The organism is Streptomyces sp. NPDC002476 (assembly GCF_042889785.1).
In the GTDB taxonomy this organism is placed as follows: domain Bacteria; phylum Actinomycetota; class Actinomycetes; order Streptomycetales; family Streptomycetaceae; genus Streptomyces.
In genome coordinates this window covers 1-26,405 of sequence record NZ_JBIARH010000036.1, presented here as the reverse complement: position 1 = coordinate 26,405, position 26,405 = coordinate 1, and the positions used below count along the sequence as shown (strand labels likewise).

Annotated in this window: 18 protein-coding genes and 1 pseudogene; 10 read left to right on the top strand and 9 right to left on the bottom strand. The window is 71.2% G+C overall.

What is annotated here, in order from left to right; translation table 11 throughout:
• Positions 1-135: 135 nt before the first annotated feature.
• Positions 136-3,456 (top strand): BTAD domain-containing putative transcriptional regulator, encoded by a 3,321-nt coding sequence (locus ACFYXM_RS29685; protein ID WP_389293942.1) that lies wholly within the window; start codon positions 136-138, stop codon positions 3,454-3,456.
• Positions 3,457-3,697: 241 nt separating this feature from the next.
• Here the strand turns inward: ACFYXM_RS29685 and ACFYXM_RS29680 are convergent, their stop codons facing one another.
• Positions 3,698-4,786: a LacI family DNA-binding transcriptional regulator gene (locus ACFYXM_RS29680; RefSeq protein ID WP_389293941.1), complete on the bottom strand. Its 1,089-nt coding sequence runs from the start codon at positions 4,784-4,786 to the stop codon at positions 3,698-3,700.
• 232 nt (positions 4,787-5,018) lie between these two features.
• On the opposite strand from ACFYXM_RS29680, the gene ACFYXM_RS29675 reads away from it, so the two are divergent.
• Genes ACFYXM_RS29675 through ACFYXM_RS29665 form a run of 3 tightly spaced genes read left to right on the top strand, consistent with a single transcriptional unit; the run spans position 5,019 to position 9,364 of the window.
• Complete coding sequence (locus ACFYXM_RS29675; protein WP_389293939.1) at positions 5,019-6,488, top strand: purine-cytosine permease family protein; 1,470 nt, start codon at positions 5,019-5,021, stop codon at positions 6,486-6,488.
• 48 nt (positions 6,489-6,536) lie between these two features.
• Positions 6,537-8,309 (top strand): adenine deaminase C-terminal domain-containing protein, encoded by a 1,773-nt coding sequence (locus tag ACFYXM_RS29670; RefSeq protein ID WP_389293937.1) that lies wholly within the window; start codon positions 6,537-6,539, stop codon positions 8,307-8,309.
• A gap of 23 nt (positions 8,310-8,332) precedes the next feature.
• Positions 8,333-9,364, top strand: a complete 1,032-nt coding sequence (locus tag ACFYXM_RS29665; protein WP_389293936.1) for an adenosine deaminase — start codon at positions 8,333-8,335, stop codon at positions 9,362-9,364.
• Positions 9,365-9,980: 616 nt separating this feature from the next.
• Here the strand turns inward: ACFYXM_RS29665 and ACFYXM_RS29660 are convergent.
• A pseudogene (locus tag ACFYXM_RS29660) lies at positions 9,981-10,220 on the bottom strand (hypothetical protein); the annotation flags it as partial.
• Between the two features lie 170 nt (positions 10,221-10,390).
• Here ACFYXM_RS29660 and ACFYXM_RS29655 point away from each other — a divergent pair.
• The gene (locus ACFYXM_RS29655; RefSeq protein ID WP_389293935.1) at positions 10,391-10,597 is read left to right on the top strand and encodes a hypothetical protein; all 207 of its coding nucleotides are present in this window, start codon (positions 10,391-10,393) and stop codon (positions 10,595-10,597) included.
• A gap of 89 nt (positions 10,598-10,686) precedes the next feature.
• On the opposite strand, the gene car is transcribed toward ACFYXM_RS29655, so the two are convergent.
• The 3 genes from car to ACFYXM_RS29640 all read right to left on the bottom strand — a co-directional run bounded on the left by car (position 10,687) and on the right by ACFYXM_RS29640 (position 16,457).
• A complete protein-coding gene (car, locus tag ACFYXM_RS29650) occupies positions 10,687-14,085 on the bottom strand; it encodes a carboxylic acid reductase (RefSeq protein ID WP_389293933.1) in 3,399 nt (1,132 codons plus the stop codon).
• A gap of 178 nt (positions 14,086-14,263) precedes the next feature.
• A complete protein-coding gene (locus tag ACFYXM_RS29645) occupies positions 14,264-15,463 on the bottom strand; it encodes a cytochrome P450 (RefSeq protein ID WP_389293931.1) in 1,200 nt (399 codons plus the stop codon).
• 220 nt (positions 15,464-15,683) lie between these two features.
• Positions 15,684-16,457, bottom strand: coding sequence for an SDR family oxidoreductase (locus ACFYXM_RS29640; RefSeq protein ID WP_389293929.1), 774 nt, complete (start codon positions 16,455-16,457; stop codon positions 15,684-15,686).
• A 632-nt stretch (positions 16,458-17,089) separates the two neighbouring features.
• On the opposite strand from ACFYXM_RS29640, the gene ACFYXM_RS29635 reads away from it, so the two are divergent.
• A complete protein-coding gene (locus ACFYXM_RS29635; protein ID WP_389293928.1) occupies positions 17,090-18,178 on the top strand; it encodes an NADH:flavin oxidoreductase in 1,089 nt (362 codons plus the stop codon).
• Between the two features lie 115 nt (positions 18,179-18,293).
• On the opposite strand, the gene ACFYXM_RS29630 is transcribed toward ACFYXM_RS29635, so the two are convergent.
• From ACFYXM_RS29630 to ACFYXM_RS29615, 4 genes are all read right to left on the bottom strand, one after another.
• The gene (locus ACFYXM_RS29630; protein WP_389293926.1) at positions 18,294-19,223 is read right to left on the bottom strand and encodes a LysR family transcriptional regulator; all 930 of its coding nucleotides are present in this window, start codon (positions 19,221-19,223) and stop codon (positions 18,294-18,296) included.
• Between the two features lie 1,011 nt (positions 19,224-20,234).
• Positions 20,235-21,260, bottom strand: coding sequence for a 4-hydroxy-2-oxovalerate aldolase (dmpG, locus tag ACFYXM_RS29625; protein ID WP_389293924.1), 1,026 nt, complete (start codon positions 21,258-21,260; stop codon positions 20,235-20,237).
• A complete protein-coding gene (locus ACFYXM_RS29620; protein WP_389293922.1) occupies positions 21,260-22,204 on the bottom strand; it encodes an acetaldehyde dehydrogenase (acetylating) in 945 nt (314 codons plus the stop codon). The genes dmpG and ACFYXM_RS29620 overlap by 1 nt, the downstream gene beginning before the upstream one ends.
• On the bottom strand, positions 22,201-23,025 hold the full coding sequence (locus ACFYXM_RS29615; protein WP_389293921.1) for a 2-keto-4-pentenoate hydratase: 825 nt from the start codon (positions 23,023-23,025) through the stop codon (positions 22,201-22,203). Before ACFYXM_RS29615 ends, ACFYXM_RS29620 begins: the two co-directional genes overlap by 4 nt.
• 69 nt (positions 23,026-23,094) lie before the next feature.
• Here ACFYXM_RS29615 and ACFYXM_RS29610 point away from each other — a divergent pair, with 69 nt between their 5' ends.
• The 4 genes from ACFYXM_RS29610 to ACFYXM_RS29595 form a co-directional block, all read left to right on the top strand.
• Positions 23,095-23,862, top strand: a complete 768-nt coding sequence (locus tag ACFYXM_RS29610; RefSeq protein ID WP_389293920.1) for an IclR family transcriptional regulator — start codon at positions 23,095-23,097, stop codon at positions 23,860-23,862.
• Positions 23,863-24,073: 211 nt separating this feature from the next.
• Positions 24,074-24,736, top strand: coding sequence for a lysophospholipid acyltransferase family protein (locus ACFYXM_RS29605; protein ID WP_389293919.1), 663 nt, complete (start codon positions 24,074-24,076; stop codon positions 24,734-24,736).
• A 115-nt stretch (positions 24,737-24,851) separates the two neighbouring features.
• Positions 24,852-24,998: a hypothetical protein gene (locus ACFYXM_RS29600; RefSeq protein ID WP_389293917.1), complete on the top strand. Its 147-nt coding sequence runs from the start codon at positions 24,852-24,854 to the stop codon at positions 24,996-24,998.
• Positions 24,999-25,298: 300 nt separating this feature from the next.
• Positions 25,299-26,405 (top strand): Hsp70 family protein (locus ACFYXM_RS29595; RefSeq protein WP_389293916.1); only part of this gene is annotated, 1,107 nt, incomplete at its 3' end.

The following is a 26,405-nucleotide window of genomic DNA, read 5'->3' as shown; positions in this document are numbered from 1 at the left end:
CCGGACATATCCGGGGAACGGTCGTCTGATCGCTTACCGGCCATTCGCCGGGCGCGATTCGCTGGAAGCAACATCCGCTGTTCTAGGATCAATTCACCGGGCGCGTCTCAAGCGTGAGAACGAATGGGGCCGAGTATGTCTGCACGTCGGATAGGGATCACAGCGACGCCCCCGTGCCCGCCCGCCCCCGACGGGCCGGTGCTCCAGGTCCTGGGGCCGATGTCGGCGCGGTACGCGGGACACGAGGTGCCGCTCGGACCGCCGCGCCGCCGGGCGCTGCTGGCCCTGCTGCTGATCAGACTGGGCCGGGTCGTCCCCACGTCCGCCCTGATCGAGGGGCTCTGGCGGGACGATCCTCCGCTGCGGGCGGTGGCCACGCTGCAGAGCCATGTCTCCCATCTGCGCCGGTCGTTGGCCCCGCCGGGCGGTCCCGGTGGGGCCTCGGTGCTGCGCTACCAGGCCCCGGGTTACGTGCTCCAGCTGCCACCGCATCAGGTCGACGCCCAGCTCTTCGAGCAACTCGCGATTTCCGGGCGGCAGTTGCTGACGCGTGACCCGCTCGCCGCCCGTGACCGGCTCACTCGGGCCCTCTCCCTGTGGCGCGGCGCCCCGTACGCGGAGTTCGCCTCCCACCAGCCGCTCGCCGACGAGAGCACCCGGCTTGAGCAGGTCCGCCTCACCACCCTGGAGGCGTCCGCCGAGGCCGCGCTCGCGCTGGGGAGGCCCGCCGAGGTGGTGGCCGAACTGGAGCGCGAGGCGCGCCAGCATCCGACGCGGGAGCGTCTGGTGGGGCATCTGATGACCGCCCTGTTCCGGACGGGCCGCCAGGCGGAGGCACTGAAGGTGTACGAGTGGACGCGAGGCCATCTGGTGGAGGAGTACGGCGTGGACACGACCGCCGAGCTCCAGCGGCTGCACGTGGCACTCCTGCGGCAGGAACTCGATGACGAGGAGCCGGCCGGGGCGCCGGGCCGGTGGGCCGCGTCCGGGAGCGCGGGGGTCTCTGTCGGGGCCCCGCCGGCGTCCGGGGCGGCGCCCCGGACGGTGGCGACCACGGCCCGTTCCTGTGCCGCCGGGCCGGCGGCCCGGAGCCGCACCCCCCGGGTCCGGCCCATCCCCTACGAACCGTCCCCGCGCAAGCCCGGTACGACGCCACCGATGACGGGCCGGGACCGGGAGCTGCGGCGCCTGGTCGTGGCGACGGCCGGTGCCGCCGACGGCCGCGGCCATCTCTCCTGCGTGTTCGGATCCTCGGGGCTCGGCAAGACCCATCTCGTGATGGAACTGGCCCAGCGGATCCGGGACGGGGACAGCGACATCGAGACGGTGCGGGGCAGTTCCTTCTCCGGGGAGGGCGTCCCGCCGTACTGGCTCTGGACACAGGTGCTGCGCCTGCTGTCGACCTCCCGGCCCGACGCCTTCCAGGAAGCCGCGGCCCCCTTCGGGACGTTGCTCACCCCCCTGCTGCCCGGCTGGCGCGAGGCCGGGACGAGCGGTGGGCAGGGCTGCGAACCGGAGGGTTCCCGGGACCCGTTCCGGGTGCACGACGCCGTCTGCGAGATCCTGTTCGCCCTGGCCGCGCGTCGTCCGCTGGTACTGCTGCTGGAGGACGTGCACTGGGCGGACACCGCTTCCCTGGAGGTTCTGCGGCTGCTCGCCACCCGCCGTCAGGGACAGTGCCTCAGCATCGTCCTGACCGGCTGGGACCTGGAGGCGTGGCCGGATGCCTCCCGGTTCCGGTTGATGACCGAGGTGCTCAAGGGCCCTCGTACGGAGATTCTCCGGCTCACCGGACTGGCCCGGTCCGATGTCGCCGCGCTGGTCCACGCCCAGGCCGGACCGGGTGTCGACGAGCGGCTGGTGGACGCGTTGCACCGCCAGGGCACGGGCAGCGCGTACTTCGTCCTCCAGACGCTCTCCTACCTCGGCGGCGCGGGGGACCTGCGCGATTCCGGTGCCACGGACGAACTCCTCGGCCTCGTCCCGGCGTACGCGCGCAAGGTCCTGCGCCAGGAATTCGCCATGCTGCCGGAGCCGTTCCTGCGGCTGCTCCGCCTGTGCGCGGTCGTCGCCCCCGACATCGAGGTGGACGCGTTGTGCCGTGCCTCCGACGGAAATTCGGCCATCGCGCTCGTGGAATCGGCGATCCGGTACGGCCTGCTGGCCCCGGACCCGAACCGCCCCGGACGATTACGCCTCGGCTGCCCCCAGGCCCAGGAGGTGCTCACCGCCGAACTGACCGATGAGGCACGCGAACGATTGCACGCCCGGTACGCCGAGGCCCTGTCCTCGCGGCTGGATGCGGAGAGCGCCCCCGAGGAGGCCGACCGCGTCGCCCACCATGCCTGGCACGCCAGGAACGCCATGCCCGCGCAGCGCGTCCTGCCCTGGCTGCTGCGCGCCGCCGCGAACGCGGAGCCGCGTCTGGCATCGGACGACCGCGAGACATGGCTGCGCCGTGCGATGCGGACCGTCCGCCTGCTCCCGGACGACGCCTCGGCCCGCGAGCTGGAACACCGACTGCACCTGGAGCTCGGCCAACTACTGGCGCACGTACGCGGGTTCGGGGACACGGAGGCCGAGGCGGAGTTCAACCGGGGCCGCGCCGCGCAGGCGGGCACCGCCGACGACCCCGCGGCCCTGTCGATGCTCGGCGCCTCGCTCCTCGTCCGCGGCCGCTACGACGATTCCCGTCAACTGGCGCTCCTGCTGCGGGACATCGCGGAACGGACCGACGAACCGACGGCCCGGCTCGGTGCCGCCTACGGCGAGGCGACCGTGCTGTTCGTCCGCGGCCGGCTGTCCGAGGCGCTGGCGGAGCTGGAGCACGGCGTCGGGCTGGCCGACCGCTACTCCCGCGAGGGACGGCTTCCGGAGCGGATGTACCAGTCCGACCCGCGCGTCTACTTCCGGTGCTACGAGGTGCTGGCCCGCTGGCTGACCGGCGACCGGGACACGGTGGCCGAGCAGCGCCGCGGCCTGCTGCGGCTGACGCGGTACGACAGCAGGCCCTGGGACCGGATCCACGCCCTCTACACCCATGCGGTGGTGGCCGCCTGGGAGGGCGATGCCGAGACGGCACGGTCCTCCTGTGCCGAGGGCATCGGACTGGCCGTCGAGCACGGTCTGTACTACTGGAAGATGATGCTCCGCCTGCCGCTGGGGTGGGCGCTGGCGCACTCCGGGCGGGGTGAGGGGATCGCCGAGATGAGGGACGCGCTCGCGGAACTGCGCCTGAGCGGCACACGCATCCGCCAGCCCCTCCACCTGGGCCTGCTCGCCCAGGCCCAGCACCACGTGGGACAGGTGGAGGAGGCGGTGGACACGCTGCGCACCCTGCTCGCGGTCGTCGAGCTCCGGAGCGAGTACGTGTACCTCCACTCCGCCCTGCCCGCCACGCGCCTGCTGCGCGACCTCCTGGGCGGGGGCGTCGCCGAGCCGTCCCCGCGCGAGTGAGCCGCGGGCGACCGGACAGGCGATGCGCGCCGGGGCCGGGCCCCTGAGTCCTCCCTGCGTCCGCCCCTGCGGCACCTCGGAGACAACGTCCGGCGGATGCCCGGACGCCCGACGGGAGCCGCCGGCCGTGCGGGAGTGCCGCCGGGGCGGGGCCGGGGATCCGCCGGCGCCATGACCGTCCCGACCCCGGGCCCTGCCGCCGCACCGGGTGTCCTCGGCACCGCTCTCGCCGCCCGGGGCCTCATCGCTCCGCGCGCACCGGACGGGTGGAGGCGCGCGGCAGCAGCCTGGCCGGGACGAGCCGGTGTTCCGGCCGGGCTCCGGCAGGCGGCGGCCGCCGTATCACGTCGATCAACAGCTCGGCCGCCTGTCTGCCGATCTCCTCCGGGGCCAGGTCGAGCGCCGTGAGCTCGGGGCGCGCGCTGCGTGCGAACTCCCCGTCCGCGCCCACCACGATCTGCACGTCGCCGGGAACGCCCAGGCCGAGTTCGCGGCAGACGGCGAGCGTGGCGAAGCCGAACTTCTCCATCACGACGTACAGCGCGTCGGGCCGGTCCGGACGGGCGAGCAGACGGTGCGCGGCGGCGGTGGAGTCGGTCCCGGACTCGGCCCGGTCCATGAGCAAGGGGCGCCCGGTGCGCCCGCACCAGTCGCGGTAGGCCTCGGCCGCGTCCTCGTCGTAGGACTGGCCGGTCGATCCGGTCAGCAGCCCGATGCGGCGGGCGCCGGTGGCGGCGAGATGGTCGAGGGCTGCGACGGCGCAGGTGGACAGCTCGTTGTCGACCCAGGGGAAGGCGTCCTTGCGGGACAGGTCACGCCCGGTGGTGACGACGGGGACCCCCATGCCGGAGAGGCGGCCGAGCAGCGGATCGTCGGTGAGCGGGTCGATGACGATGGTGCCGTCCAGCGGCAGCGAATCGAAGGGGCGCCCGTCCAGGGAGGGCGGGACGAGCACGAGGGAGTAGTCGTGCGCCATCGCCGTCCACGTCGCCGCGTTCACGATCTTGACGAAGTACTCGATGTCGGTGATGCCGCCCTCGACGGCCGTGCGGTGGGTCAGACCGAGCAGCCCGGTACGGGCGCCGCGCAGCCCGCGCGCGTTGGGATTGGCGCGATAGCCGATCTCTGCGGCGACGGCGAGGACCCGCTCACGGGTCTCGGCCCCGACCCGGCCGACCCCGTTGAGCGCGTGCGAGGCAGTGGTGACGGAGACACCGGCCCGGCGGGCGACCTCGCGCAGCCCGCCCCCCTTGGGCGCGCCCGGCGCGCGGGAGCCGGCACCCGCGTTCCCGGGCTCGCCGAGCCCCGTCGGCTCTGTGACATCTGACATGGCGTCGAGCTTACCGTTTGACTGCCAAAACGTTTAGGCAGTACCGTCCGGCACGTTGCCAAAACGTTTGGGCAACGCCCTCGCGCATAGCCGGGGGCGCGCCCGGCGGGCTGCCGACCCCCTTCGCACACTGTCGTGCGCCCCGTGCTCCGGCCTCGCCGGACCTCCCCGTACATCCCCCGTCCCGTCCCTCCAGGCCGGGACGCGAGTCCGCAAAGGACGCCTGCCGACCATGGCCGAGGCCACCACCGCCGCTCCGCCCGGATCCACCGGGACCACCCCGTCCGCCGCGCCCGCCGCCTCCACCGCGTCCGTCTTCACGGTCGAGCAGCGCGGCATCGACGCCGTACCCGCCGAGGAGCGCCAGGGCGGGCCCAGCCGGCTCCTCGGGCTCTGGGCCGGGACCAACACCACCGTCTTCACGGTCGTCTACGGAGCGCTCGTCGTCTCCTTCGGCCTCTCCTTCTGGTACGCGGTCGCACTGATCGTCGCCGGCAACCTGCTGGGCTTCGCCGTCACCGGTCTGACCAGCCTCCAGGGCCCGCGCACCGGCACCTCCACGCACTCGATCTCGCGGGCCGCCTTCGGTCCGCGCGGCGGGAAGCTCCCCGCGCTGCTGAGCTGGGTGATGCTCGTCGGGTTCGAGGCGGGGGGCATGGTACTGATCGTGCTCGCCGGGCTCGCGCTGCTGGACCAAGCCGGAGTCACCGCCGGTACACCTGGGAAACTGCTGGTCATCGCCTGCGCGGCGGGGCTGCAGATGCTGCTGCCGCTGGCCGGCTACCACCTGATCATGAAGGTGCAGAAGTACTTCGCCTGGATCTTCGCCGCGATGTTCGCGGTGATGGCGTTCCTCGTCTTTCCCAAGGCGGACTTCGCCGGCCACGGCGAGGCTCCCTCCCTCGTCACCGTCTCCCTGGTCCTCGCCATGGTCACCGCGTCGGGCGGCCTGTCCTGGGCCGGCATGGGCAGCGACTACTCGCGCTACCTGCCCGCCGACTCCGCGCCCCGCAAGGTGTTCGCCTGCGCCGCGCTCGGCGGCATGGTGCCCAACATCCTGCTCCAGATCCTCGGCGCCGCCGTCGCCACCGCGACCACCAACGCCGCCGACCCGATCTCCGGTCTGCCGGAGATCCTGCCCGGCTGGTTCAGCACGCCGTACCTGCTGCTCGCGATCGTCTCGCTGCTCGCCGTGAACACCACGGACATGTACTCCTCCGGCCTGAACCTCCTGGCCGTCGGCCTGCCGATCAAGCGCTGGATGGTCGTCTTCATCGACCTGACGCTGTGCACCGGCATCACGCTGTGGGCGGTCTTCTCCGCCGACTTCTACACCCTGCTGTCGAACTTCCTGAGCCTGATCGTGCTGTGGCTCGGCCCGTGGGCCGCCGTCTACCTGACCGACTGGGCGCTGCGCCGGGGCCGCTACGACGTGCCGTCCCTGTTCCCCGGGGAGACCGGCCGCCGGGGCATCTACTGGCACCGGGGCGGTGTCCGCCCGGCCGGTCTGCTCGCGGTGCTGCTGGGTCTCGTCGCCGCCGTGCTCTGGGTCGACTCCACCGTCTTCGTCGGCCCGCTGTCCCGCGCCGCGGGCGGCCTGGACCTCTCGGTGTTCGCCGGGGCCCTCGTCGCCGGGGTCGCGTACTGGCTGCTCGCCCGCCGCGACGTCCGGGCCGAGGCCGCACTGTCCCCCGCCGCCTGATCCCGCACACCTCCTCTCCGCCCTCGTACCACTTCTGGAGCCAACCGCATGAACCAGCCCAGCCTCCGCGCGCTCATCGACGCCTCCGAGGGCGTCGTCAAGGCCGACCGCGTCATCAGGGGCGGACAGCTCGTCAACGTCTGCACCGGCGAGATCTACCCGGCCGACGTCGCCATCACGGGCGACCGGATCGCCGCGACCGGCGACGTCTCGGCGTACGAGGGCCCGGACACCGAGATCGTCGACGCGACCGGCAAGTACCTGACGCCGGGGCTCATCGACGGACACCTGCACCTGGAGTGCTCGAAGCTCTCGGTGACGATGTTCGCCGACGCCGCCGTCCGCCACGGCACCACCTCGGTCGTCTCCGGGCTCGACCAGTTCCTCGTCGTCGCCGGCCTGGACGGGGTGCGTGAGGCGCTGCGCGAGGCGGATGCGAGCCCCATGAAGATCTTCTGGGGGGCGCCGTTCAAGACGCCGTACACGCTGCCCGAGACGACGGTCGGCTTCTCCTTCGGGCCGGACGAACACGCCGAGACGCAGGAGTGGGCGGACTGCTTCGGCGTGTGGGAGACCGTCGCCGAGTTCGTCCTCAACCGTGACGAGAAGGTGCTGCGCGCCCTCGAACTCGCCCACCGCAACCGTCTGCCGATCTTCGGCTGCGCGCCCATGGCCGCCACGACCACGATCAACGCGCTCTCGGCCGCGGGCGTGCGGCTCGACCACGAGAGCTACACCGCCGAGGAGGCCCTGGAGAAGCTGCGCGCGGGCATGTCGCTGCTGATCCGTGAGTCGTCGGTGGCGCACTTCATGAACGAGAACGTGCGCACGGTCACCGAGTTCGGCGCCCAGTCGCGGCGCGTCGGCTTCTGCACGGACGACATGCACGTCGCCGACATCCTGCGCGAGGGCCACCTCGACAAGCTGGTGCGCATGGCGATCGCGGCGGGCGTGCGGCCGGTCGAGGCGATCCAGATGGCAACGCTCAACTGCGCGGAGATGTACCGCATCGACCACCTCGTCGGCTCGATCACTCCGGGCCGCTACGCGGACGTGCTGATCGTCGACTCCCCCGAGTCGTTCCAGGTGGAGCGGGTGTTCGCGCGCGGCAAGCTGGTCGCGGAGGGCGGCCGTACCGTCGAGGCGCCGCGGGCCCCGGAGCGCTCCGCCGCCCTCTCCCCCGCCTTCCGGGTCGCCCCGGTCACCGAGGACTCGATCGGCGTCGCGGCCGAGGGCGACGAGGCCCGGGTCCTGGTCGTCGAGATGGACCGCACCGTGCCGTTCGTGCGCAAGGGCGTGCAGATGACGCTGCCGGTCGTCGACGGCAGGGTCCGCGCCGACCTCGCGCAGGACGCCCTGTACGTCACGGTGTCGGAGCGCTACGGGAAGAACGGCGGCGGCACCGTCACCGCGATGATCAACGGCTTCGGCCTGCGCTCCGGCGCGATCGCCTCGTCCGCCGCCCCCGACGACAACAACATCGTCTGCGTCGGTGCCGACCGCGCCGACATGGCCCTGGCCGTGAACCACCTGGCCGAGCACGGCGGCGGCCAGGTCGTCGTGGACGGCGGTGAGATCAAGGAGTTCCTGCCGCTGCCGGTGGCCGGCATCGTCGCCGACCTCGCCCCCGAGGAGATGGCCTCCGCGGAGGACCGTCTGGAGGCCGCCGCCCGCGCGCTCGGCTGTGAACTCCCCTCCGCCTTCGGATACCTGATCTTCCTGGAGATCACCGCTATCCCGGAGTACGCCGTGACCGACCTGGGTGTCGTCAACTACCACACCCAGGACGTCGTCGACATCCTGAACCCCGCCGCCAACTGACGTATCCAGTCGAGGAGTTCACCATGACCACCGCACCCGCCCCCGTAGACGCGTTCATCGCCGGCCTGCCCAAGTGCGAGCTGCACCTGCACATCGAGGGCACCCTCGAACCCGGCCTGAAGTTCGCCCTGGCGCAGCGCAACGGCATCGAGCTGCCGTACGCCGACGAGACCGCGCTGCGCGCCGCGTACGACTTCCACGACCTGCCCGGCTTCCTCTCCGTCTACTACGAGGGGATGTCCGTGCTCCGCACCGAGCAGGACTTCTACGACCTCGCAGCGGCCTACGCGGCCAAGGCGCACTCCCAGAACGTGCGGTACGCGGAGATCTTCTTCGACCCGCAGGCGCACACCGCGCGCGGCGTCGCCTTCGACACCGTCATCCGCGGTCTGACCCGCGCCCTCGACGACGCCGAGCGCGCCACCGGTTTCCGGGGCCGCCTCGTGATGTGCTTTCTGCGCGACTTCCAGGCCGAGTTCGCGATGGCCACGCTGGTGCAGGCGCTCCCCTACAAGGAGTGGATCAGCGGCGTCGGCCTGGACTCGGACGAGGCGGGCAATCCTCCGGTGAAGTTCCGCGAGGTCTTCGCCCGGGCGCGCGCCGAGGGCTTCCGGCTCACGATGCACTGCGACGTCGACCAGAAGAACTCGACCGAGCACATCCGCCAGGTCATCGAGGAGATCGGCGTCGACCGCATCGACCACGGGGTGAACGCCCTGGAGGACCCGTCGCTGATCGAGCGGATCCGCGAGCGCGGCCTCGGCCTGACGGTGTGCCCGATCTCCAACGCGCAGGTCACCGACGGCATGAAGGCAGCCGAGATCCGCGCCCTGCTCGACCAGGACGTCAAGGTGACGGTCAACTCCGACGACCCCGCGTACTTCCCGGGTTACGTCGCGGAGAACCTGGCCGCCCTGCGCGAGCCCGCGTCCCTCTCCGACGCCGACCTGGTGCGCCTCCAGCGCAACGCGATCGAGATCTCCTGGGCGGCCCCCGCCGTCCGCGAGGAGTTCCTCGCCGAGCTGACGGCCTACGCGGAGCGCGGCGGGGTCTGACCTCTCCCGGGCGGACGGAGACCGCCGGACCCGCCCTCGACCGCGCCCCCCTGAATCGCCCGGGTGCCGACCACATTCTCTGGTTCGGCACCCGGGCGGTGCAGTCGGCGCATTCGGCGTCACGCCGCCCCACCACTGTCCGGGCATCAGACCAATCCCCCGGGTGGCGCCGGCCGGTTCTCGGCGGGCTTGTTGCTTCCACCTCCGCTGTCGACTCCATGATGGTCCTGGTGGTGTTGAGAACCTGTCCGCCGTCGCCGTTGCCCGCGATCTGCCGGGTCTCGACGGCCCGGTTCAGACCGTCGAACGTGGTACGGGTCTGGGTCTCCACGGACAGGGCATCAGCCGGCTTGAAGAGACCGTTGCTCGGCTTGCCCGTCGTGTAGTACGGCTCGAACGTCTTGGCGGGGAGGCCCCGCTCGTCGTAGAAGACGTCCGTGATGATGCTGCCGCCGTCCGGCCCGGGGGACTGGGTCTGCCGCTCGCGCTGGAATCCGTCATGGAACACGTACGACGTGATCTGGCCGCCCTTGTTGTTCAGGGTCTTGGTCGCGACGGCGACAGTCGCATCGGTGACGGTGTAGGTGAACTCCTGGTTGGGGACCTGGGTGCTACGGCGGTCCGGCAGCCAGACCTTCATGGAGCGCCCGAGTGCGTCGTAGGTCACTTCGCTCACATTGCCGTTGGTGTCCGTCTCCTTGACAGCCGCACCGCGCAACGGATCGACGGTGGTGACGGTGGTCCGGGCCGTGGTGGCATCCGTGGGGTCGGCGGGAGGCGTGGTCGCCTTGATCTCGGTGACCAGCCCCGTGGCAGGGACATACGTCGTGGTCGTCGTACGTCCGTCCGCTCGCACAGTGCGGACGGGGGAACCGGTCCCCGTGACCACGACATCGGCGACCAGGTCCGTCGTCTTCACCTGGCGTCCGCGGGTTCGCCAGACAGGCCCGCCTGTACGTCAACGGAATCCTCCAGGAGGTCGCCTGCGGCGACGGCGACGCCAACGGCAGCGCCTGCGAGGGCCTGATGGCCTGGGGCGACGACGTCCTGACCACGAAGGCCGCGAAATCCCTCCAGATCGGACGTACGAAGATCGGCGCCGTCGGAAGCGAGTACTTCCCCGGCTTGATCGACGACGTATGGGCCTTCCAGGGCGCCCTGAACGACAGCCAGGTCGAGCAGATGGCCGGCACGTGGTTCGACCTGCCCACCGAAGTCCCCGCCGGCAGCTGACATCACGGGGTGAGACGTCGCCCGTTCGCCGGTCCGCCGGAGGAACCGGAGCGGACCGGCGAACGGACAACGGACAACGGCCGACGGCATCAGCGGAGCAGGCCGAGGCCACGCAGGTCGGTGACGTACTTGCGGATGAGGGCGGCCGACAGGTGGGGGATGTCCTTGTCGGGGCCGATCCCGGCCGACCGGACGGCGGCGTGGAAGCGTTCGGTCGGGAGTGTCGCACCAGGGGTGCCCTCGTCGGGGTGCGCGAAGGCGTGCAGCAGGGGCAGCAGCGAGGACTGACGCTGTTTCTCCGGCAGGGCCCGCATCGCGGCCGTGATGCGGGCGAGCCATGTGTCGTAGTCGTCGATCCGCCGGATCGGGTGGCCGGACTCGATGAGCCAGTCGACGAAGGTGTCCAGCGAGATGCCGTCGTCGTGCGGGTTCAGCGCGTTGAAGGTGCGGTAGCCGTCGGTGGGCCGTGCGCCGAGTGCGGTGATCGCCTCGGCGGTGAAGTCGACGGGCAGACCGTCGTAGTGCGCTCGCGTGCCGGTCCGGTGGAACGAGGCCGGAGCAATGCCGGTGGCGACCACGCTGAGCAGCAGCCGGGTGAACACGTCGGGCACGTTCAGCTGTCCCCGGTACCTGCTGTGCGCGAGGATCATGTCCGACCGGAAGGTGGCGACCGGAAGGCCGCACAGGTCGTGCGCCTCCCGGAGCAGGACCTCCCCTGCCCATTTGCTGGTGGCGTACCCGTTGGCGTAGCTCTGGTCGAGGCGCCGCACCGGGCTGGTGACGCGGATGTCGGCGTCCTCGTCGAGGGTCGCGGCCCCGGCCTGGACGGCGACGGTGGAGACGTAGGTGAAGGGCTTGATCCGCGCGGTGAGCGCCAGCCGGATCAGTTCGGCCGTGCCGACGACGTTGGGTCCGAACAACTCCCTATAGGGCAGTACGTGGTTGACCAGGGCGGCCGGGTGGACGATCCGGTCCACGGTGCTTGCCAGCCCGTCCCAGGTGTCCTGGTCCAGGCCCAGACGCGGCTCACCGATGTCGCCCGCGAGGACCTCCAGGGTTCCGTCGGCCAGTTCCCGGTATCGCCGCAGCAGTTCGGCGTCGCCGCTGTCGAAGGCCCCCTCCAGCCGTTTCGCCGCCGCGGATGCGTCACTGCCGCGTACGACGCAGATCAGCCGGCCGCCCGAGGGCGCCAGCCGCTCCAGCCATTCCAGGCACAGGAACCGGCCGAGGTAGCCGCCGGCGCCGGTCAGCAGGACGGTCCGCGCGGTGCCGTCGCAGCGGGGCAGCGCCGGGGCGGCGGCGAGCGTCGGCGCGTCGATGAAGGCATCCAGGGTGAGATCACCGGCGCGGACCTCGGAGCCGTTCTCGCCGTGCACCAGGGCGCATGTGGGGCGCTTCGTGCCGGACTCGCGTTCCGCCTCGATGTACCGCGCCACCCGCGCCAGGTCGTTGACGGGGCTGATCACCACCCCGACCGGAACCTCGACGTGGAAGATCTCCTTCATGAGCCGGGAGAAGGACAGCGCGGCCAGGGAGTCCCCGCCCAGGTCGGTGAAGTGCGCGTCGGCACTCAGGTCGGTGTCCGAACGGCCCAGCAGGGCCTGCGCGGCCCGGGCGACCGTTTCCGGCACCGGCTGGTCCGGCCCCGCCTGTCGCAGCTCGCGCAAGCACTCGGTCTGTCCGTCGGCGAGTCGCGCGTACAGCCGCTCCAGGGCCTCGCCGTACCGTTCCCTGAGCCTGGGGCGCAGCAGTTTGTGGCTCTCGGCGAGCAGGCCGTTCTCGGCGCTGAAGGGTTCGGTCTCGATCAGGAAGTCGCGCGGGATCTCGTACGGGTTGAGCTCCGCCTCCTTGGCGGCGTCCTGGAGCGATGCGCTGAGCAGCGGCTTGAGCGACTCGACGTCCCCGCCGCTCCTGGCCAGCGTGGCCGGTGTGGGCACCACCACCGCGAGCAGGTGGGCGCGCTCGCTGTTGCCGTACACGAAGATCTGCTGGACGAGGGGGCTGCCGACGAAGACGGTCTCCAGGCGGGAGACGGCCACGAACTCGCCCTGGGACAGTTTCAGCGTGTCCTTGGTGCGGTCGACGTGGACGAGCCGGTCGGGTCCGAGCTCGGCGAAGACGTCGCCGGTCCGGTAGTAGCCTTCCTCGTCGAAGACCGCGGCGGTGACATCGGGGCGCTTGTAGTACCCGGGGATGATGGATTCGGTCTTGAGCAGCAACTCCCCCCGGGGATACGGCACATCGGTGCGGAAGTAGCCCAGTTCCGGGACGTCGACCAGCTTGTAGTCGATCACCGGCGGGCGCTGCACCACCGTGTCCAGCAGCACCCCGCCCGCTTCGGTGGAGCCGTATCCGGTGTACAGGTGAAAGCCCAGGCAGGACTCGACGAAGGCGGCCACCTCGGCGGAGAGCGGGGCGGTCCCGCAGAATGCCTTGGTGACGCGCCCGCCCAGGAAGTTCTCGCGGAGATCGGTTCTGATCGCCGTCTCGATGTCGCCCGGCTCGCCCGCTCGCCGGTCCAGTTCGCTCTGGTACTGCTGGAAGAGCATGTCGCACAGACGCGGGACCATGGTCAGCTCGGTGGGCCGGACCAACGCGATGTCCTCGAACAGGGTGGACAGGTCGCTCCTTGCCGTGAAGTGGCCGACGCCGCCCCGGACGAGCGAGCCCATCAGCGCGTAGCGGCCGGCGAGGTGGCTCTGCGGCATGTAGAGGACGCTCACCGGGACCACGTCCGACGCCCCGTAGCTGAACCCGTACCACGCGGTGCCGACCAGGCGCTGGGTGTACATGGCCCCCTTGGGGGTCCCGGTGCTGCCGGAGGTGTAGATGAGCAGGGCCAGCGGGTCGTCGCCCGGATCGGCGGTGAACAAGGGAGCGGGTGGGAGCCCGGTTCCCTCCGCGATCAGCGCGGCCAGCGTGTCCACGGCCACCGGACTGCCCGCTTCGGCAAGACGGCGCCGGGCGGAGGCGAGGGCGTCGCGGTGGTCTGCGGCTTCGGGGCGGTGGTCGAACACGATCAGGCGCTCGACCGAGGTGCCCTCGAGCACGGCCTCGACGGCGATGCCGAGGCGCTCGGTGCTCGCCGCGAGGACGCGCGGTTCGGTCTCCGCGATGATCGGCATCAGCTGGGACAGCGGCGCGCTGGACTGCAGGGGCACGGCGACGACGCCCACATGGATGCACGCGAGGTCGAGTGTCGCGTAGTCGGTGCTGGTGAAGCCCAGGGTGCAGATGCGGTCGCCCGCGCTCAGCCGGTGGCGCGGGTCGTGGTACCACGTGCCGGCGACCGCGCGGACGCGTGCCCACAGCTCGCGGTAACTGATGGTGTCGAACTGCGGGAGCAGGCGCGCCGTCCCGGGTTCCCTGGCGCGTTCACCGAGGGCCGGGCGGTCCCCGTAGCCCTCCATGATGATCGCCATGACCTCGGCCAGTCCTTTGTCCGGATCATGCGCCGCCGCGGCGATCGTCTCCAGTGGTTCGGCCATGACCAGCCCTCCCGTAGCGTCCCTGTTGTACCGGTGAGTGGTTCGTTCCGAACGACCGGGGCACCGGAACGGGACGCCCGATCCCAGCATCCGGCAGCCCGTGACCCGCCCCTGATCCCGGCCCCGGCCCCGGCCCCGGCGGACCGTCCGAGGCCGCGGCCTCGCCGCCGGTGCGGCCTCACCAACCGACCGGGAGTGTCTCCGCACCGCGGATCAGACGCTCGGTCCGCCACGGCACCTCGTCGGCCGGTACCGCGAGGCGCAGGCCGGGCAGGCGGGAGACGAGGGCCTCGAGGACGGTGCGCAGTTCCATCCTGGCCAGCTGCGCGCCGAGGCAGTGGTGCACGCCGTGCCCGAAGGTGACGTGCGGGACGCTCCCCCGGTGGAAGTCGATCTCACCGGGGCGGTCGAACACCTCGGGATCCCGGTTGGCCATGCCCAGTTCGGCGACCACCGCGTCACCGGCGCGCACGGTCTGCCCGCCCAGCTCCACGTCCTCGGTGGCGATGCGGGTGAATCCTGCGGTGGCGCTGATCGGGACGATCCGGGAGAGTTCCTCGACGGCGTCGGGGATCAGCCCGGGATCGGCGACGAGTTCCCGCCAGAGATCGGGGTTGGTCAGCAGTGTGTAGACGAAGTTGCCGATCTGGTTGGCGGTGGCCTCCTGTCCGGCGGACAACAGGCTGACCCCGAGGCTGACCAGTTCCTCCTCGCGCAGCGGGTCCTCCTCCTCGGCCTGCGCGGTGACCAGTTCGCCGAGCAGGTCACTGGTGGGGTCGGTGCGGCGGAGCGCGACCAGACCGGCGAGGTAGTCGTTGAGGTGCTCGCGCGCCTGTGCCGACTGTTCCGGGTCGGACAGCATCAGCAGACCGTCCACCCAGACATTGAACCGGTCGCGGTCGGCGACGGGCACGCCGAGCAGTTCGCAGATCACCGTGATCGGCAGCGGCCAGGTCAGCGCCTTGGTGAGGTCGGCGGGCGGTCCTGCGGCGATCATGTTGTCGAGCAGACCGTTCACGATCCGCCGGACGTACGGGCGCAGCGCCTCGACGCGTCGTACGGTGAACGCGTTGGCCACCCGGCGCCGCAGCCGGCTGTGCTCCGGCGGGTCCATGCTCAGCATGGAGGTGCTGGGCAGCCCGGCGGAGACCGTGCGGGGCACGTGGTCGCCCACGGCGGCGGCGCGGCTGAACCGGGAGTCGGCCAGCACCGTCTTGACGTCCGCGTGCCGTGTGACGAGCCAGGCGTCGCCGCCGAAGGGCAGGCTCACACGGAGTACCGGCTGTTCGCCACTCAGCTCGGCCAGCCGCGGATCCACTTCGAGCCGGTCGACCGGACCGAACGGATAGGGCCGGGCCCCATCCCCTGTGGTGGTCATCGTGTCAGTCCTTCCAGTCCTGGCAGACGGTCACTCGTTCACAACGTGAACAACTGCTCACTGACGCGGCTGCGGTTCGTGTGCTGCCCGGACCGCCGGTCCGTCGCCGCGGTCGGCGGGTCTGCCGGGCCTGCTGGGAATCGGTGCCCGGACCGCCCGTGTCGGACGTGCCGGGGAGCGGTGCGCGGACCGTCGTGTCGGCGTCCGCACCGAGCCCGGGTCACATGGCCGCGATCCGCCCGCCGTCGATGACGAGCGTGCTGCCGGTGATCCACGAGGCCCGGTCGGAGACCAGGAAGCCGACCGCTTCGGCGATGTCCTGCGACCGGCCGAGACGCCCCAGCGGAATCTCGTCCGCCCATGACACCTCGTCGCTGCCGAGATAGTCGACGATCTGCTCGCGCGCCTCGTCCGCCCCCGGTGTCGCCACGTTCCCCAGGGAGACGGCGACGACGCGGATGCCCTGCGGCGCCAACTCGGCCGCGAGCCCCTTGTTGTAGGTCTCGAGCGCGGACTTGGCGGCGGCGTAGTGCAGGATCATCGGGTAGGACGCGATGGTGGCGATGGAAGAGACGTGCAGGACGACCCCGCCTCCGCTCTCACGCATGGACGGCACGAGGGCGCGGTTGAGCCGGACGGCGGCGAGGAAGTTGATGTCCATCGTGTACTGCCAGTCGTTCTCGATCTCCAGCGCGCTCTGGAGGGCCCGGCAGCCTCCCGCGTTGTTGACGACGATGTCGACTCCGCCGAGGTCTTCCAGCGCGGCGTCCGCGAACTCGCGTACGCCGTCGGGGGTACTGAGGTCCGCCCTGACGAACTTGGCTGCGGACGGGGTGTGTTCGGTCGAGCTGCGGGCCGAGGTGACGACGGTTGCGCCCGCGTCGAGCAGGTTCTGCACGATCGCGGCGCCGATGCCGCGGCTGCCGCCGGTGACCACGGCTCGCTTGCCTTCCAGCTCGTTGGAGACCTGCGCGGTAAAGCGACTTCGACTCACCCTTGGTTCCACCCCCTCGATTTCCTCGGAAATCCTGCGTCCGCGGCACGAATCGGCGACAGAAGCAATTTCTCGGACTGCGATTCGGAATGAGAGTTTTTGATCCGGCTGATCATGACGACGCGGAATCATCGGGACCACTATCGGCGATCTCATTGACACGGTCAAGATGATTATTTCGATGCACTGGATCGCATCTTGCGATGCGTCTCGGACACCTGAGCCGGGTTGTTTGCACGTATGAAATCGGGTGTCCCCCCGACCGTTTCCTTCCGCGGCACCCGGGTGACGAGGACGCACTGGCGCGCCTGGTTCCCCATCGCCGCTCTTCGTGGTCGGCAATCAAGACATCGACATGGCCGCCGCCGGGCGCGCACGAGGTGGCGCGTACGGGCCGCAAGGGCAGGGCACAAAGGGGATCCGCGCAGTCCGGTACGGGAAAGAAATGAGCCGCCGGAAGGTCCGCGCCGTCGCGGCCGTCTGGACGCCGTGGTCCCGCATTGCGGATAATCGTGCGCCATCGATGTGCGGCCGCCGCGTTTCGTACCGGCTGGAATTCTTTTGCCGGACCGGAAGAAACAGGCGCGCAGCGGATGGTACGTACATGTGATGCCGACAACTCGGGAGGAATAATGGCCAGCCTGGGCGAGCCGTTCGTCGTGGGTGATTTGACGGTCGCCAACCGGATCGTCATGGCCCCGATGACCAGAATGCTGTCCCCCGGCGGTGTGCCGGGCCAGGACGTGGCGGAGTACTACGCTCGCCGCGCGGCCAACCAGGTCGGGCTGATCATCACCGAGGGCACCTACGTCGACCGAGCCGCCGCCGGCGCGTACGAGAACGTGCCCCACTTCTATGGCGAGCGGGCCCTCGACGGCTGGGCCCATGTGGTGCGACGGGTGCACCGGGCCGGGGGCAGGATCATTCCGCAGCTGTGGCACACCGGGGTCGTGCGCGCGGCGACCGAGCCGCCTGCCGAGGGCCCGTCCGGGCTCGGCCTGGACGGCGCCCTCGCCGGGAAGGCCATGACCCAGCAGGACATCGACGACACCGTGGCCGCGTTCGCGCAGGCGGCCGTCGCCGCCGAGCGGCTCGGCTTCGACGGCGTCGAACTGCACGGTGCGCACGGCTACTTGATCGACGACTTCCTGTGGAGCGGCACCAACCGTCGCACCGACCGCTACGGGGGCGACCCGGCCTCCCGCGCCCGTTTCGCCGCGGAGATCGTCCAAGCGGTCCGCGCGGCGGTCGGTCCGGGGTTCCCGGTCTTCTTCCGGCTCTCCCAGTGGAAAGTCAACCGGTACGACGCCCGGATCGCGGAGAATCCGGACGAGTTGGCGCGGCTGCTGACTCCGCTGACCGAAGCCGGTGTCGACGCGTTCCACGCCTCCACCCGCCGCTACTGGCAGCCCGAGTTCGACGGCAGCGGGCTCAACCTGGCCGGCTGGGTGCGCAAGCTCACCGGCAGGGCCACCGTCACGGTCGGCTCCGTCGGTCTGGACCGGCAGTACGGCGAAGGCGAATTCGCCCAGGGTTACACCCGGCAGGCCGGTCTGACCGGCATCGAGGAGCTGCTGGCCCGCCTGGAGCGCGACGAGTTCGATCTCGTCGCCGTGGGCAGGACGTTGTTGGCGAACCCGGACTGGGCGGCGAAGGCGCTCCGCGGAGAGCTGTCCCTGACCGTCCCCTACGACCCCGCCGTGCTCAGGACGCTGGTCTGACGACGGTCCCCGCGACGAGCGGGCAGCGCCGCCCGGGTCACGACGGCCCGCCGCGGTGCCCGCCCGTCGACGCGGCAGGGCGTGACGCGGCGGAGCTCGGCGAGGGCCTTCCGGGTCACACCGGCATACGCGCGTCGTAGCTGATCGCGACCGCCGATCTGAGGACGTCCAGGAAGGCTCTGCCGCGTCCGCTCATGATCAGGTCCGGCATCATGGCCACACCGAGGGACAGAGAAGGCAGGTCCCCGGCGATCTCGACCGCTCGGACCCTCCCGCCGTCCAGAGTCGTCATGTTCGGCGTGCGTTGATACATCAACGCGAACCCGGAACCAGCGGCCACGAGCCCGCGCATCGTCTCAGGACTGGCTGTCGTCATCACACGCGGCATGGGAACACCGGCACCGGCGAACATCTTCTCGAAGTGCCGGAGCACGGTCGGGGCGTTCAGGGTGATGAGCGGTCGAGCGGCCAACTCGTGCAGGCCGACCGTGCCGGCCCTCCCCATCGGGTCGCCATCGGCCAGCAGGGCGTAGACAGGCAGGTCCACCAGGGGGTGGAACCTGGAATCGCCCGACAGGAAGTCATAGGTGACGGCCAGTTCGCATCGACCGTCCTGCAGAAGACCCAACAGCCGGTCGGCGAATGCCTCGTGTGGGTTCAGTTGCAACTCCGCATGCCGCTCCCTGAGGATCCGGTGGACCAGCGGAAGGAGGAACGGAGCGATCGAGAAGAAGAACCCGACATCGAGCTGACCGGTGGTGTCACCCGCCAGGGCGTCGCCCTGGGCCTTCAGATTCCTCGCCTGGCCGAGCAGCGCGCGTGCCTCGCGCAGCAGGTGCCGGCCGCTCGGCGTGAGGGTCACCCCACGGGCATGATGACGGAGAAGCAGTTGCACACCCAGTTGACGTTCCAGCCTCATCACGGCCGACGAGACCGTCGACTGCGACGCACACAGTTTCTCGGCCGCCTCCGATATGTTGCCGAGCTCGGCGGACACGACGAAATACCGTAACTGGGTGAGGCTGAAGCCCAGTCGGTCGTTCATCGCGCACGTCCGCAGGCGTGTCCCCGGTCTCCGGCCGTCCGGTTCTCGCGCCGCCGGACGCTGTTTGGCAGGACGCCCCGGATGTCGGTGACGGACGACGGGCAGCACGCTCGCCGGTCCGGGATCCGGTGCGCGGGGGCGTGGGGCACCCCCTCGGCCCGAATCCGGAGCCGACCCGTTCCGGTCACCGCTGCCGCGCCGGTGCGGCGGCCCCACCCGGCGGGGTGGACCGCGGGAACCGGGCGGGCGTCGGAACCACCGTCGCCCGCCGGGGAATCCCCCGCCCCAGAAGCGTCCTCCCCACGCGAGAAGAGGACGTGAGCGCGACGGCCATGATGAGATTCTCCTCGGCTCCGGTGGGCGACGAGCGGACGGACTCCACTGCCGACAACAACCGGCAGCCCTTCACCGGCACGAACCGTTCCGGACTTGCGACCCTCGGACCATCGAAGCCTCGCTCACGCTCAGGGCCACCGTTCCACACCGCGCTCCCGGTCTCGCCCTCACCCCGAAAGAACCCCTCCACGATACGGCGGCCGCCGCGCGGGGCACGCCCCGACATTTGGACAATCGTCAGGTGGCCGAAGGCTCGTCGATGGGGCGCCCGAGCCCCCGGCCGGATCGGTGCGACGTACGCGGCGGCGCTGGTCAGCAGGGCATGTGCCGACCCGACTCCCGCACGTTCGCCTGCAGTTCATTGCCCGGAGCTTCTGATTCGGTCAGGGCGGACATCGTGGTGACGGCGAAAATCTGCACGTCTTCGAACGGGGCCTTCCGGGTCGGCTTCGAGTCGTGACGGGCCCACCCTGATTCCGGCGCGCTCCGCAAGCACGGGCACGGTGACGGTGAAGCCTTCGCAGAGCGCGAGCCATACGGCGCTTTCGTGTCCCTCCAGTCGCAGGACGGCAAGCCGGTATCGGAGTACATGCGAGAGCTCACGGACGCCATGACGACGCTCGGCGAGGCGCTGATCGCTCCCCGCTGAGCGCCGGTCACGGCCCGGGCGACGGGTCAGGCGGGCTGCTCCGCGCGCCCGTCCGCGAGCGTGAGCGCGATGTCGACGATCATGTCCTCCTGACCGCCCACCAGGCGGCGGCGCCCGCACTCCATGAGGATGTCGCGGACATCGGCCCCGTACCTCGCGGAGGCGGCCTCGGCGTGGCGGAGGAACGACGAGTAGACGCCCGCGTAGCCGAGGGTCAGGGTCTCCCGGTCGACACGCACCGGACGGTCCTGGAGCGGCCTCACGATGTCGTCGGCGGCGTCCTGGAGCCGGAAGAGGTCGCAGCCGTGCTCGAAGTCCGACAGGTTCGCGACCGCGATGAACGCCTCCAGCGGGCAGTTGCCCGCCCCCGCGCCGTGACCGGCGAGCGAGGCGTCGACACGGCGGACACCGTTCTCGACCGCGACGACGGAGTTCGCGACCGACAGCGAGAGGTTCTCGTGGGCGTGGATGCCGATCTCGGTCCCGGCGTCCAGCACGTCCCGGTACGCGCGGACACGTGCGGCCACGTCGCCCATGGTGAGCCGGCCGCCGGAGTCGGTGACGTACACGCAGTGTGCCCCGTAGGACTCCATGAGCTTGGCCTGCCGGGCCAGCTCCTCGGGCGGCGCCATGTGGGAGAGCATCAGGAAGCCGGACACGTCCATGCCCAGCTCGCGCGCCGCCGCGATGTGCTGCGCGGAGATGTCCGCCTCGGTGCAGTGCGTGGCGACGCGGACGGAGCGGACCCCGAGGTCGTACGCGTGCTTCAGTTCGTCCACGGTGCCGACGCCGGGCAGCAGCAGGGTGGTGAGCCGGGCGCGCTTCAGCACCGAGGCCGCGGCCTCGATCCACTCCCAGTCGGTGTGCGAGCCGGGACCGTAGTTGACGGAGCCGCCGGCGAGGCCGTCGCCGTGCGCGACCTCGATCGCGTCGACGCCCGCCTCGTCGAGCGCGGTGACGATGCGCTTGACGTCCTCCGGGGTGATCCGGTGACGTACGGCGTGCATACCGTCGCGCAGCGTGACGTCCTGGACGAAGATCGGGGTGCCCATCAGCTGTCTGCCTTCCCTGCTGCGATGCGCTCCGCGACCTGCAGGGCGGCGGAGGTCATGATGTCGAGGTTCCCGGCGTAGGCCGGGAGGTAGTGCGCGGCGCCCTCGACCTCCAGGAACACCGACACCTGGTGGGTGGGCCGGGTGCCGCCGTCGGCGAGGAGCGTGCCGACCGGCTGGTCCTCGGGTATCTCGGTGATCTGCACCTGCTGCTTGAGCCGGTATCCGGGCACGTACGCGGCGACGTCCGCGGCCATCTTCGTGACGGACCGGCGGATCTCCTCCTGGGCCGCCGGGTCCGGGGCGGTGACGAGGCAGAAGACCGTGTCCCGCATCATCAGCGGCGGCTCCGCGGGGTTGAGGATGATGATCGCCTTGCCGCGGCGCGCCCCGCCGACCCGCTCGATGGCGGCCGAGGTGGTCTCGGTGAACTCGTCGATGTTGGCGCGGGTGCCGGGGCCGGCCGACTTCGAGGCGATCGACGCGACGATCTCCGCGTACTCCACGGGCACGACGCGGCTGACCGCGGCGACGACCGGGATGGTGGCCTGGCCGCCGCAGGTGACCATGTTGACGTTCGGTGCGCCCAGGTGCTCGTCGAGGTTGACGGCGGGCACGACGTAGGGGCCGATGGCGGCCGGGGTGAGGTCGATCAGGCGCTTTCCGAACGGGGCAAGCTTGGCGGCGTTCGCCTCGTGCGCCTTGGCCGAGGTCGCGTCGAAGACGATGTCGATCTCGTCGAAGCCGGGCATCGCGATCAGTCCGTCCACGCCCTCGTGCGTGACCGGGACGCCGAGCCGCGCGGCGCGGGCCAGGCCGTCGGAATCGGGGTCGATGCCGACCATGGCGCCCATCTCCAGGTGGTTCGCCCCGCGCAGCACCTTGATCATCAGGTCGGTGCCGATGTTGCCCGACCCGATGATCGCGACCTTCGTCCTGCTCATGAAGCCTCTCCCTCACTGAAGCGGACCGTCACGGCACCGAAGCCGGACAGCGTGGCGGTGACGGTGTCGCCGGGGGACACCGGCCGCATCGGACCGAGCGCGCCGGACAGCACGACCTGTCCCGCGCGCAGCGGGTCGCCGAGCTCGCGGGCCGTACGGGCCAGCCAGACGACTGCCTCGACCGGGTCGCCGAGGCAGGCGGCGCCGGTTCCCGTGGAGACCTCCGTGCCGTTGACGCTCATCGACATCACGACGTCCACCGGTTCGGTCTCGTCGAGGGTGCGCCGGTCCGTCCCGAGCACATAGGCGCCCGCGGACGCGTTGTCCGCCACCGTGTCGCCGAGGCTGATGTCCCAGCCGTCGATCCGGCTGCCGCAGATCTCCAGCGCGGCGACGCCGTAGTCGATCGCCTCCCGGACCTGCGCGGCGTCGAGCGGCCCGTCGGCCAGGTCGGCACGGAGGACGAAGGCGATCTCCGCCTCCACCCGGGGCTGGAGGATCCGCCCGGCCGGGACGGCGCCGCCGTCCTCGTGGGCCATGTCGTCGAAGAGGACGCCGAAGTCGGGCTGGTCGACGCCTAGCTGCTGCTGCACCGCCTCGGAGGTCAGGCCGATCTTGCGGCCGGTGATCCGGGCGCCGTCGGCGAGGCGGCGTTCGGTCAGCGCGGCCTGTACGGCGTACGCGGCGGCCAGGTCGTCCCGGCCGATCAGGTCCCGCACGGGAGCGCAGGGCACACCGGAGGCGGAGGCCTCGGCGAGCCGCGCGGCCGCTGCGGCGATGTCGGACTTGCTCGCGGAGGCGAGCCCTTGGTTCTCGGTCACGGCTTCACTGTGTGCCCGGGTCGCACGCTCGAACCAGCACTTCGTCTCGCTCAGCGATACGCTGCGTCCATGATGGAATCAGCGTCGAGCGGTCTCGACACGGTGCTCGGCAAGGCCGTGACGATCCTGCGGGCGTTCCGGCCCGACGACCGGGCGGTCAGCCTCGCCGAGCTCGTCCGGCGCACGGGTCTCCACAAGGCGACCGTGCACCGGTTGTCCGGTGCCCTGGTCGACAACCGCCTGCTCGACCGGGTCGACGGGGGCTACCGCCCCAGCGGCGGCCTCTTCGAGCTCGGCATGCTCGCGGCGCCCGAGCGGAGCCTGCTGGAGGTGGCGATGCCGTTCCTCCAGGACTTGTACGAACGCACGCACGAGACGGTCCACCTCGGGGTGCGCGAGGGACACGATGTCGTGTACGTCGCCAAGATCGGCGGTCACCGCCAGGCCAGGGCACCTTCGCGCACCGGTGGGCGGATGCCGCTGCACTGCACCGCCATCGGCAAGGCGCTGCTCGCGCACGCCGACGACGAGCTGCGGCGGGAGGTGCTGTCCGGGCCGCTGGAGCGGCGCACCCCGCGCACGATCGTGGCCCCGGGTGCTCTGCGCCGCCAACTGCGGGACGTCACCGAGACCGGTGTCGCGTTCGAGCGGGAGGAGTCGACCACCGGGCTCATGTGCGTCGCGGCGCCGGTGCTGGGGCGCGACAACGAGGCGCTCGCCGCGATCAGCGTGGCCGGCCCCACCGGCAGGTTCCGGCCCGAGCGGTTCGTGACGCAGGTGCGAGCGGCGGCCGCCGGGCTCGGCAGCACACTGATCCGGCGCAACCCGCTGAGCTGATCCTCCGCCGCTCGCACCGGCCGCCCAGGGCGCGATCACGGGCCAGGGGAACGGGCAGAGGGCGGGGCCGGGGTCGGCGGCTCCGTCCCCTGCCCGTGCGCGACCGACGGGAGAGCGTCGGCGCGGCGGGTGAGTACCGGTACTCACGCGTCCGTCGGGCCCCCGAGCCACGATGGGGTGAACGGATCGACCCTCGAAAGGCCCCGTCCCCATGCTCAGCCGCCTCGCCGCCGCCCTGGTACCCGCCGCCGTCGGCCTGAACGTCACCACCGATGTCGGCGCTCGTCTCGCACCGGGCAGCATCATCGCCTCCAACCACACCTCACTGGCGGATCCGGCCGTCGTCCTCGCGGCGCTCCGCCGGCTCGGTGTCGAGCCGGTCGTCATGGCCGCCGCGGGTCTGTGGCGCGTCCCGGTGCTCGGCCGTGCGCTCGCCCGGGAAGGGCACATCCCGGTGCACCGCGGAGACCGGCGGGCCGTCGAGGCCCTGCACACCGCGGCCGAGGCCCTGGCGCGGGGCCGTCTGGTCCTGATCTACGGCGAAGGAGGTCTGCCCCGGCGCAAGGACTCCGGCGAGGCCGGACCCCGGCCCTTCCGCAGCGGCCTCGCACGGCTCACCCGCAGCACCGGCGCACCCGTCGTCCCCCTGGGGCAGGCCGGAGCCCGGCGGATCGTCTCCGGCAGCCGCCCGAAGCAGTTCGCCGGACTGGTCACGGCGCCCCTGCGCCGCCCGGGCGTCCATGTCCACGTCGGCGCCCCCGTCGTGCTGACCGGCAGCCACGCCGACCGCACCGCACACGCCCACCGCGCGGTGACCGCGGCCTGGCGGACCGCGGTCGGGCGCCTCGGCGAGCCGGTCGTACTCACCTCCTGAGCGAAGCGGCGACGTACGACCGGGGCAGACGGACCAAGGGCGGGCGCACGGCACGTGCATGGCTGGTCAGGGCCGAGCGGCGCTCCGCGCGAGGTCCTCGCGTGGGTACGCGGCGGTGAGCGAGCCCTGGGCCCCGAATGCGGCGCAGGGCCGCCGGGAGAACACGCGGGCCGCGGCCGCGGTGCTCTCGCCCGGCGAACAGGCCCTGTTCACCGAAATGCGCCGGAAGGTCGTCGCGTCGGTCGACACCCTGCCGCGTTGACCGAGGACTCCCCCGAGACCTTCGCCCGCCGGGGACGGAATCACCGCCACGGCAGCGCGCCGGGCCCGGCGCGCTGCCGCACTGCGTCCGCATCAAACCGGGCTGTAACATATCAAAAGGCGACAAGTAGGATGCCTGTTTGTGGTGCCGGGCACGCCACCCGGCGGACCGCGCGACCGCGGAGGTTCGCACACGGGCGGACGGCCGGTGCCCGGCGCCGGAGTCCGCGGACGGCTTCGGCGGGGCCCGTCGACCGCTCGCCCGGCAGGGCATCGGTCCTCGCCGTGAAGGGAGGCAGTCATGGCGCGGGCAGTGGGCGTCGACCTGGGAACGACGAACTCCGTGGTGGCGGTGCTGGAGGCCGGCGAGCCGACCGTGATCACGAACACCGAGGGAGCGCGGACCACTCCGTCGGTGGTGGCGTTCGCCAAGAAGGGCGAGGTGCTGGTCGGCGAGGTCGCCAAGCGCCAGGCGGTGACCAACGTCGAGCGCACCGCGCGATCGGTCAAGCGGCACATGGGGGACGCCCACTGGCGATTCCCCGATTCCGGCGACATCGACGGCAAGCGGTACACGGCGCAGGAGATCTCCGCGCGGGTGCTGCAGAAGCTGAAGCGGGACGCCGAGGCGTACCTGGGGGACGACGTCCAGGACGCGGTGATCACCGTGCCCGCGTACTTCAACGACGCCCAGCGCACCGCGACGAAGGAGGCGGGGCAGATCGCGGGCCTGAACGTCCTGCGGATCATCAACGAGCCGACCGCCGCGGCCCTCGCCTACGGCCTGGACAAGGAGAACGACCAGACGATCCTGGTGTTCGACCTCGGTGGCGGCACCTTCGACGTGTCGCTGCTGGAGATCGGCGAGGGCCTGGTCGAGGTGAAGGCGACCAACGGTGACACGCACCTCGGTGGTGACGACTGGGACCAGCGCGTCGTCGACCACCTGGTCGAGCGCTTCAAGAACGGCTACGGCGTGGACCTGTCCAAGGACAAGATGGCACTTCAGCGTCTGCGCGAGGCCGCGGAGAAGGCGAAGATCGAGCTCTCGTCGGCAACCGAGACCACGATCAACCTGCCCTACATCTCGGCGTCCGCGGAGGGTCCGCTGCACCTGGACGAGAAGCTCACGCGCTCGCAGTTCGAGCAGTTGACGGCGGCTCTGCTGGAGCGTTGCAAGACGCCGTTCCACAACGCGGTCAAGGACGCCGGGGTCAAGGTGTCGGACATCGACCACGTGATCCTGGTGGGCGGTTCGACGAGGATGCCCGCGGTCACCGAACTGGTACGGGAACTGACCGGCAAGGACCCGCACAAGGGTGTGAACCCGGACGAGGTCGTCGCCATCGGCGCCTCGCTCCAGGCCGGTGTCCTCAAGGGCGAGGTCAAGGACGTCCTGCTGCTCGAC

Coding starts and splice junctions, on each gene's coding strand:
- ACFYXM_RS29635 (WP_389293928.1), top strand. CDS start 17,090: ATGGCCAGCCTGGGCGAGCCGTTCGTCGTGGGTGATTTGACGGTCGCC.
- ACFYXM_RS29605 (WP_389293919.1), top strand. CDS start 24,074: ATGCTCAGCCGCCTCGCCGCCGCCCTGGTACCCGCCGCCGTCGGCCTG.
- dmpG (WP_389293924.1), bottom strand. CDS start 21,260: ATGGGCACCCCGATCTTCGTCCAGGACGTCACGCTGCGCGACGGTATG.
- ACFYXM_RS29680 (WP_389293941.1), bottom strand. CDS start 4,786: ATGTCAGATGTCACAGAGCCGACGGGGCTCGGCGAGCCCGGGAACGCG.
- ACFYXM_RS29610 (WP_389293920.1), top strand. CDS start 23,095: ATGATGGAATCAGCGTCGAGCGGTCTCGACACGGTGCTCGGCAAGGCC.
- ACFYXM_RS29685 (WP_389293942.1), top strand. CDS start 136: ATGTCTGCACGTCGGATAGGGATCACAGCGACGCCCCCGTGCCCGCCC.
- ACFYXM_RS29655 (WP_389293935.1), top strand. CDS start 10,391: ATGGCCTGGGGCGACGACGTCCTGACCACGAAGGCCGCGAAATCCCTC.
- ACFYXM_RS29620 (WP_389293922.1), bottom strand. CDS start 22,204: ATGAGCAGGACGAAGGTCGCGATCATCGGGTCGGGCAACATCGGCACC.
- ACFYXM_RS29665 (WP_389293936.1), top strand. CDS start 8,333: ATGACCACCGCACCCGCCCCCGTAGACGCGTTCATCGCCGGCCTGCCC.
- car (WP_389293933.1), bottom strand. CDS start 14,085: ATGGCCGAACCACTGGAGACGATCGCCGCGGCGGCGCATGATCCGGAC.
- ACFYXM_RS29675 (WP_389293939.1), top strand. CDS start 5,019: ATGGCCGAGGCCACCACCGCCGCTCCGCCCGGATCCACCGGGACCACC.
- ACFYXM_RS29645 (WP_389293931.1), bottom strand. CDS start 15,463: ATGACCACCACAGGGGATGGGGCCCGGCCCTATCCGTTCGGTCCGGTC.
- ACFYXM_RS29670 (WP_389293937.1), top strand. CDS start 6,537: ATGAACCAGCCCAGCCTCCGCGCGCTCATCGACGCCTCCGAGGGCGTC.
- ACFYXM_RS29630 (WP_389293926.1), bottom strand. CDS start 19,223: ATGAACGACCGACTGGGCTTCAGCCTCACCCAGTTACGGTATTTCGTC.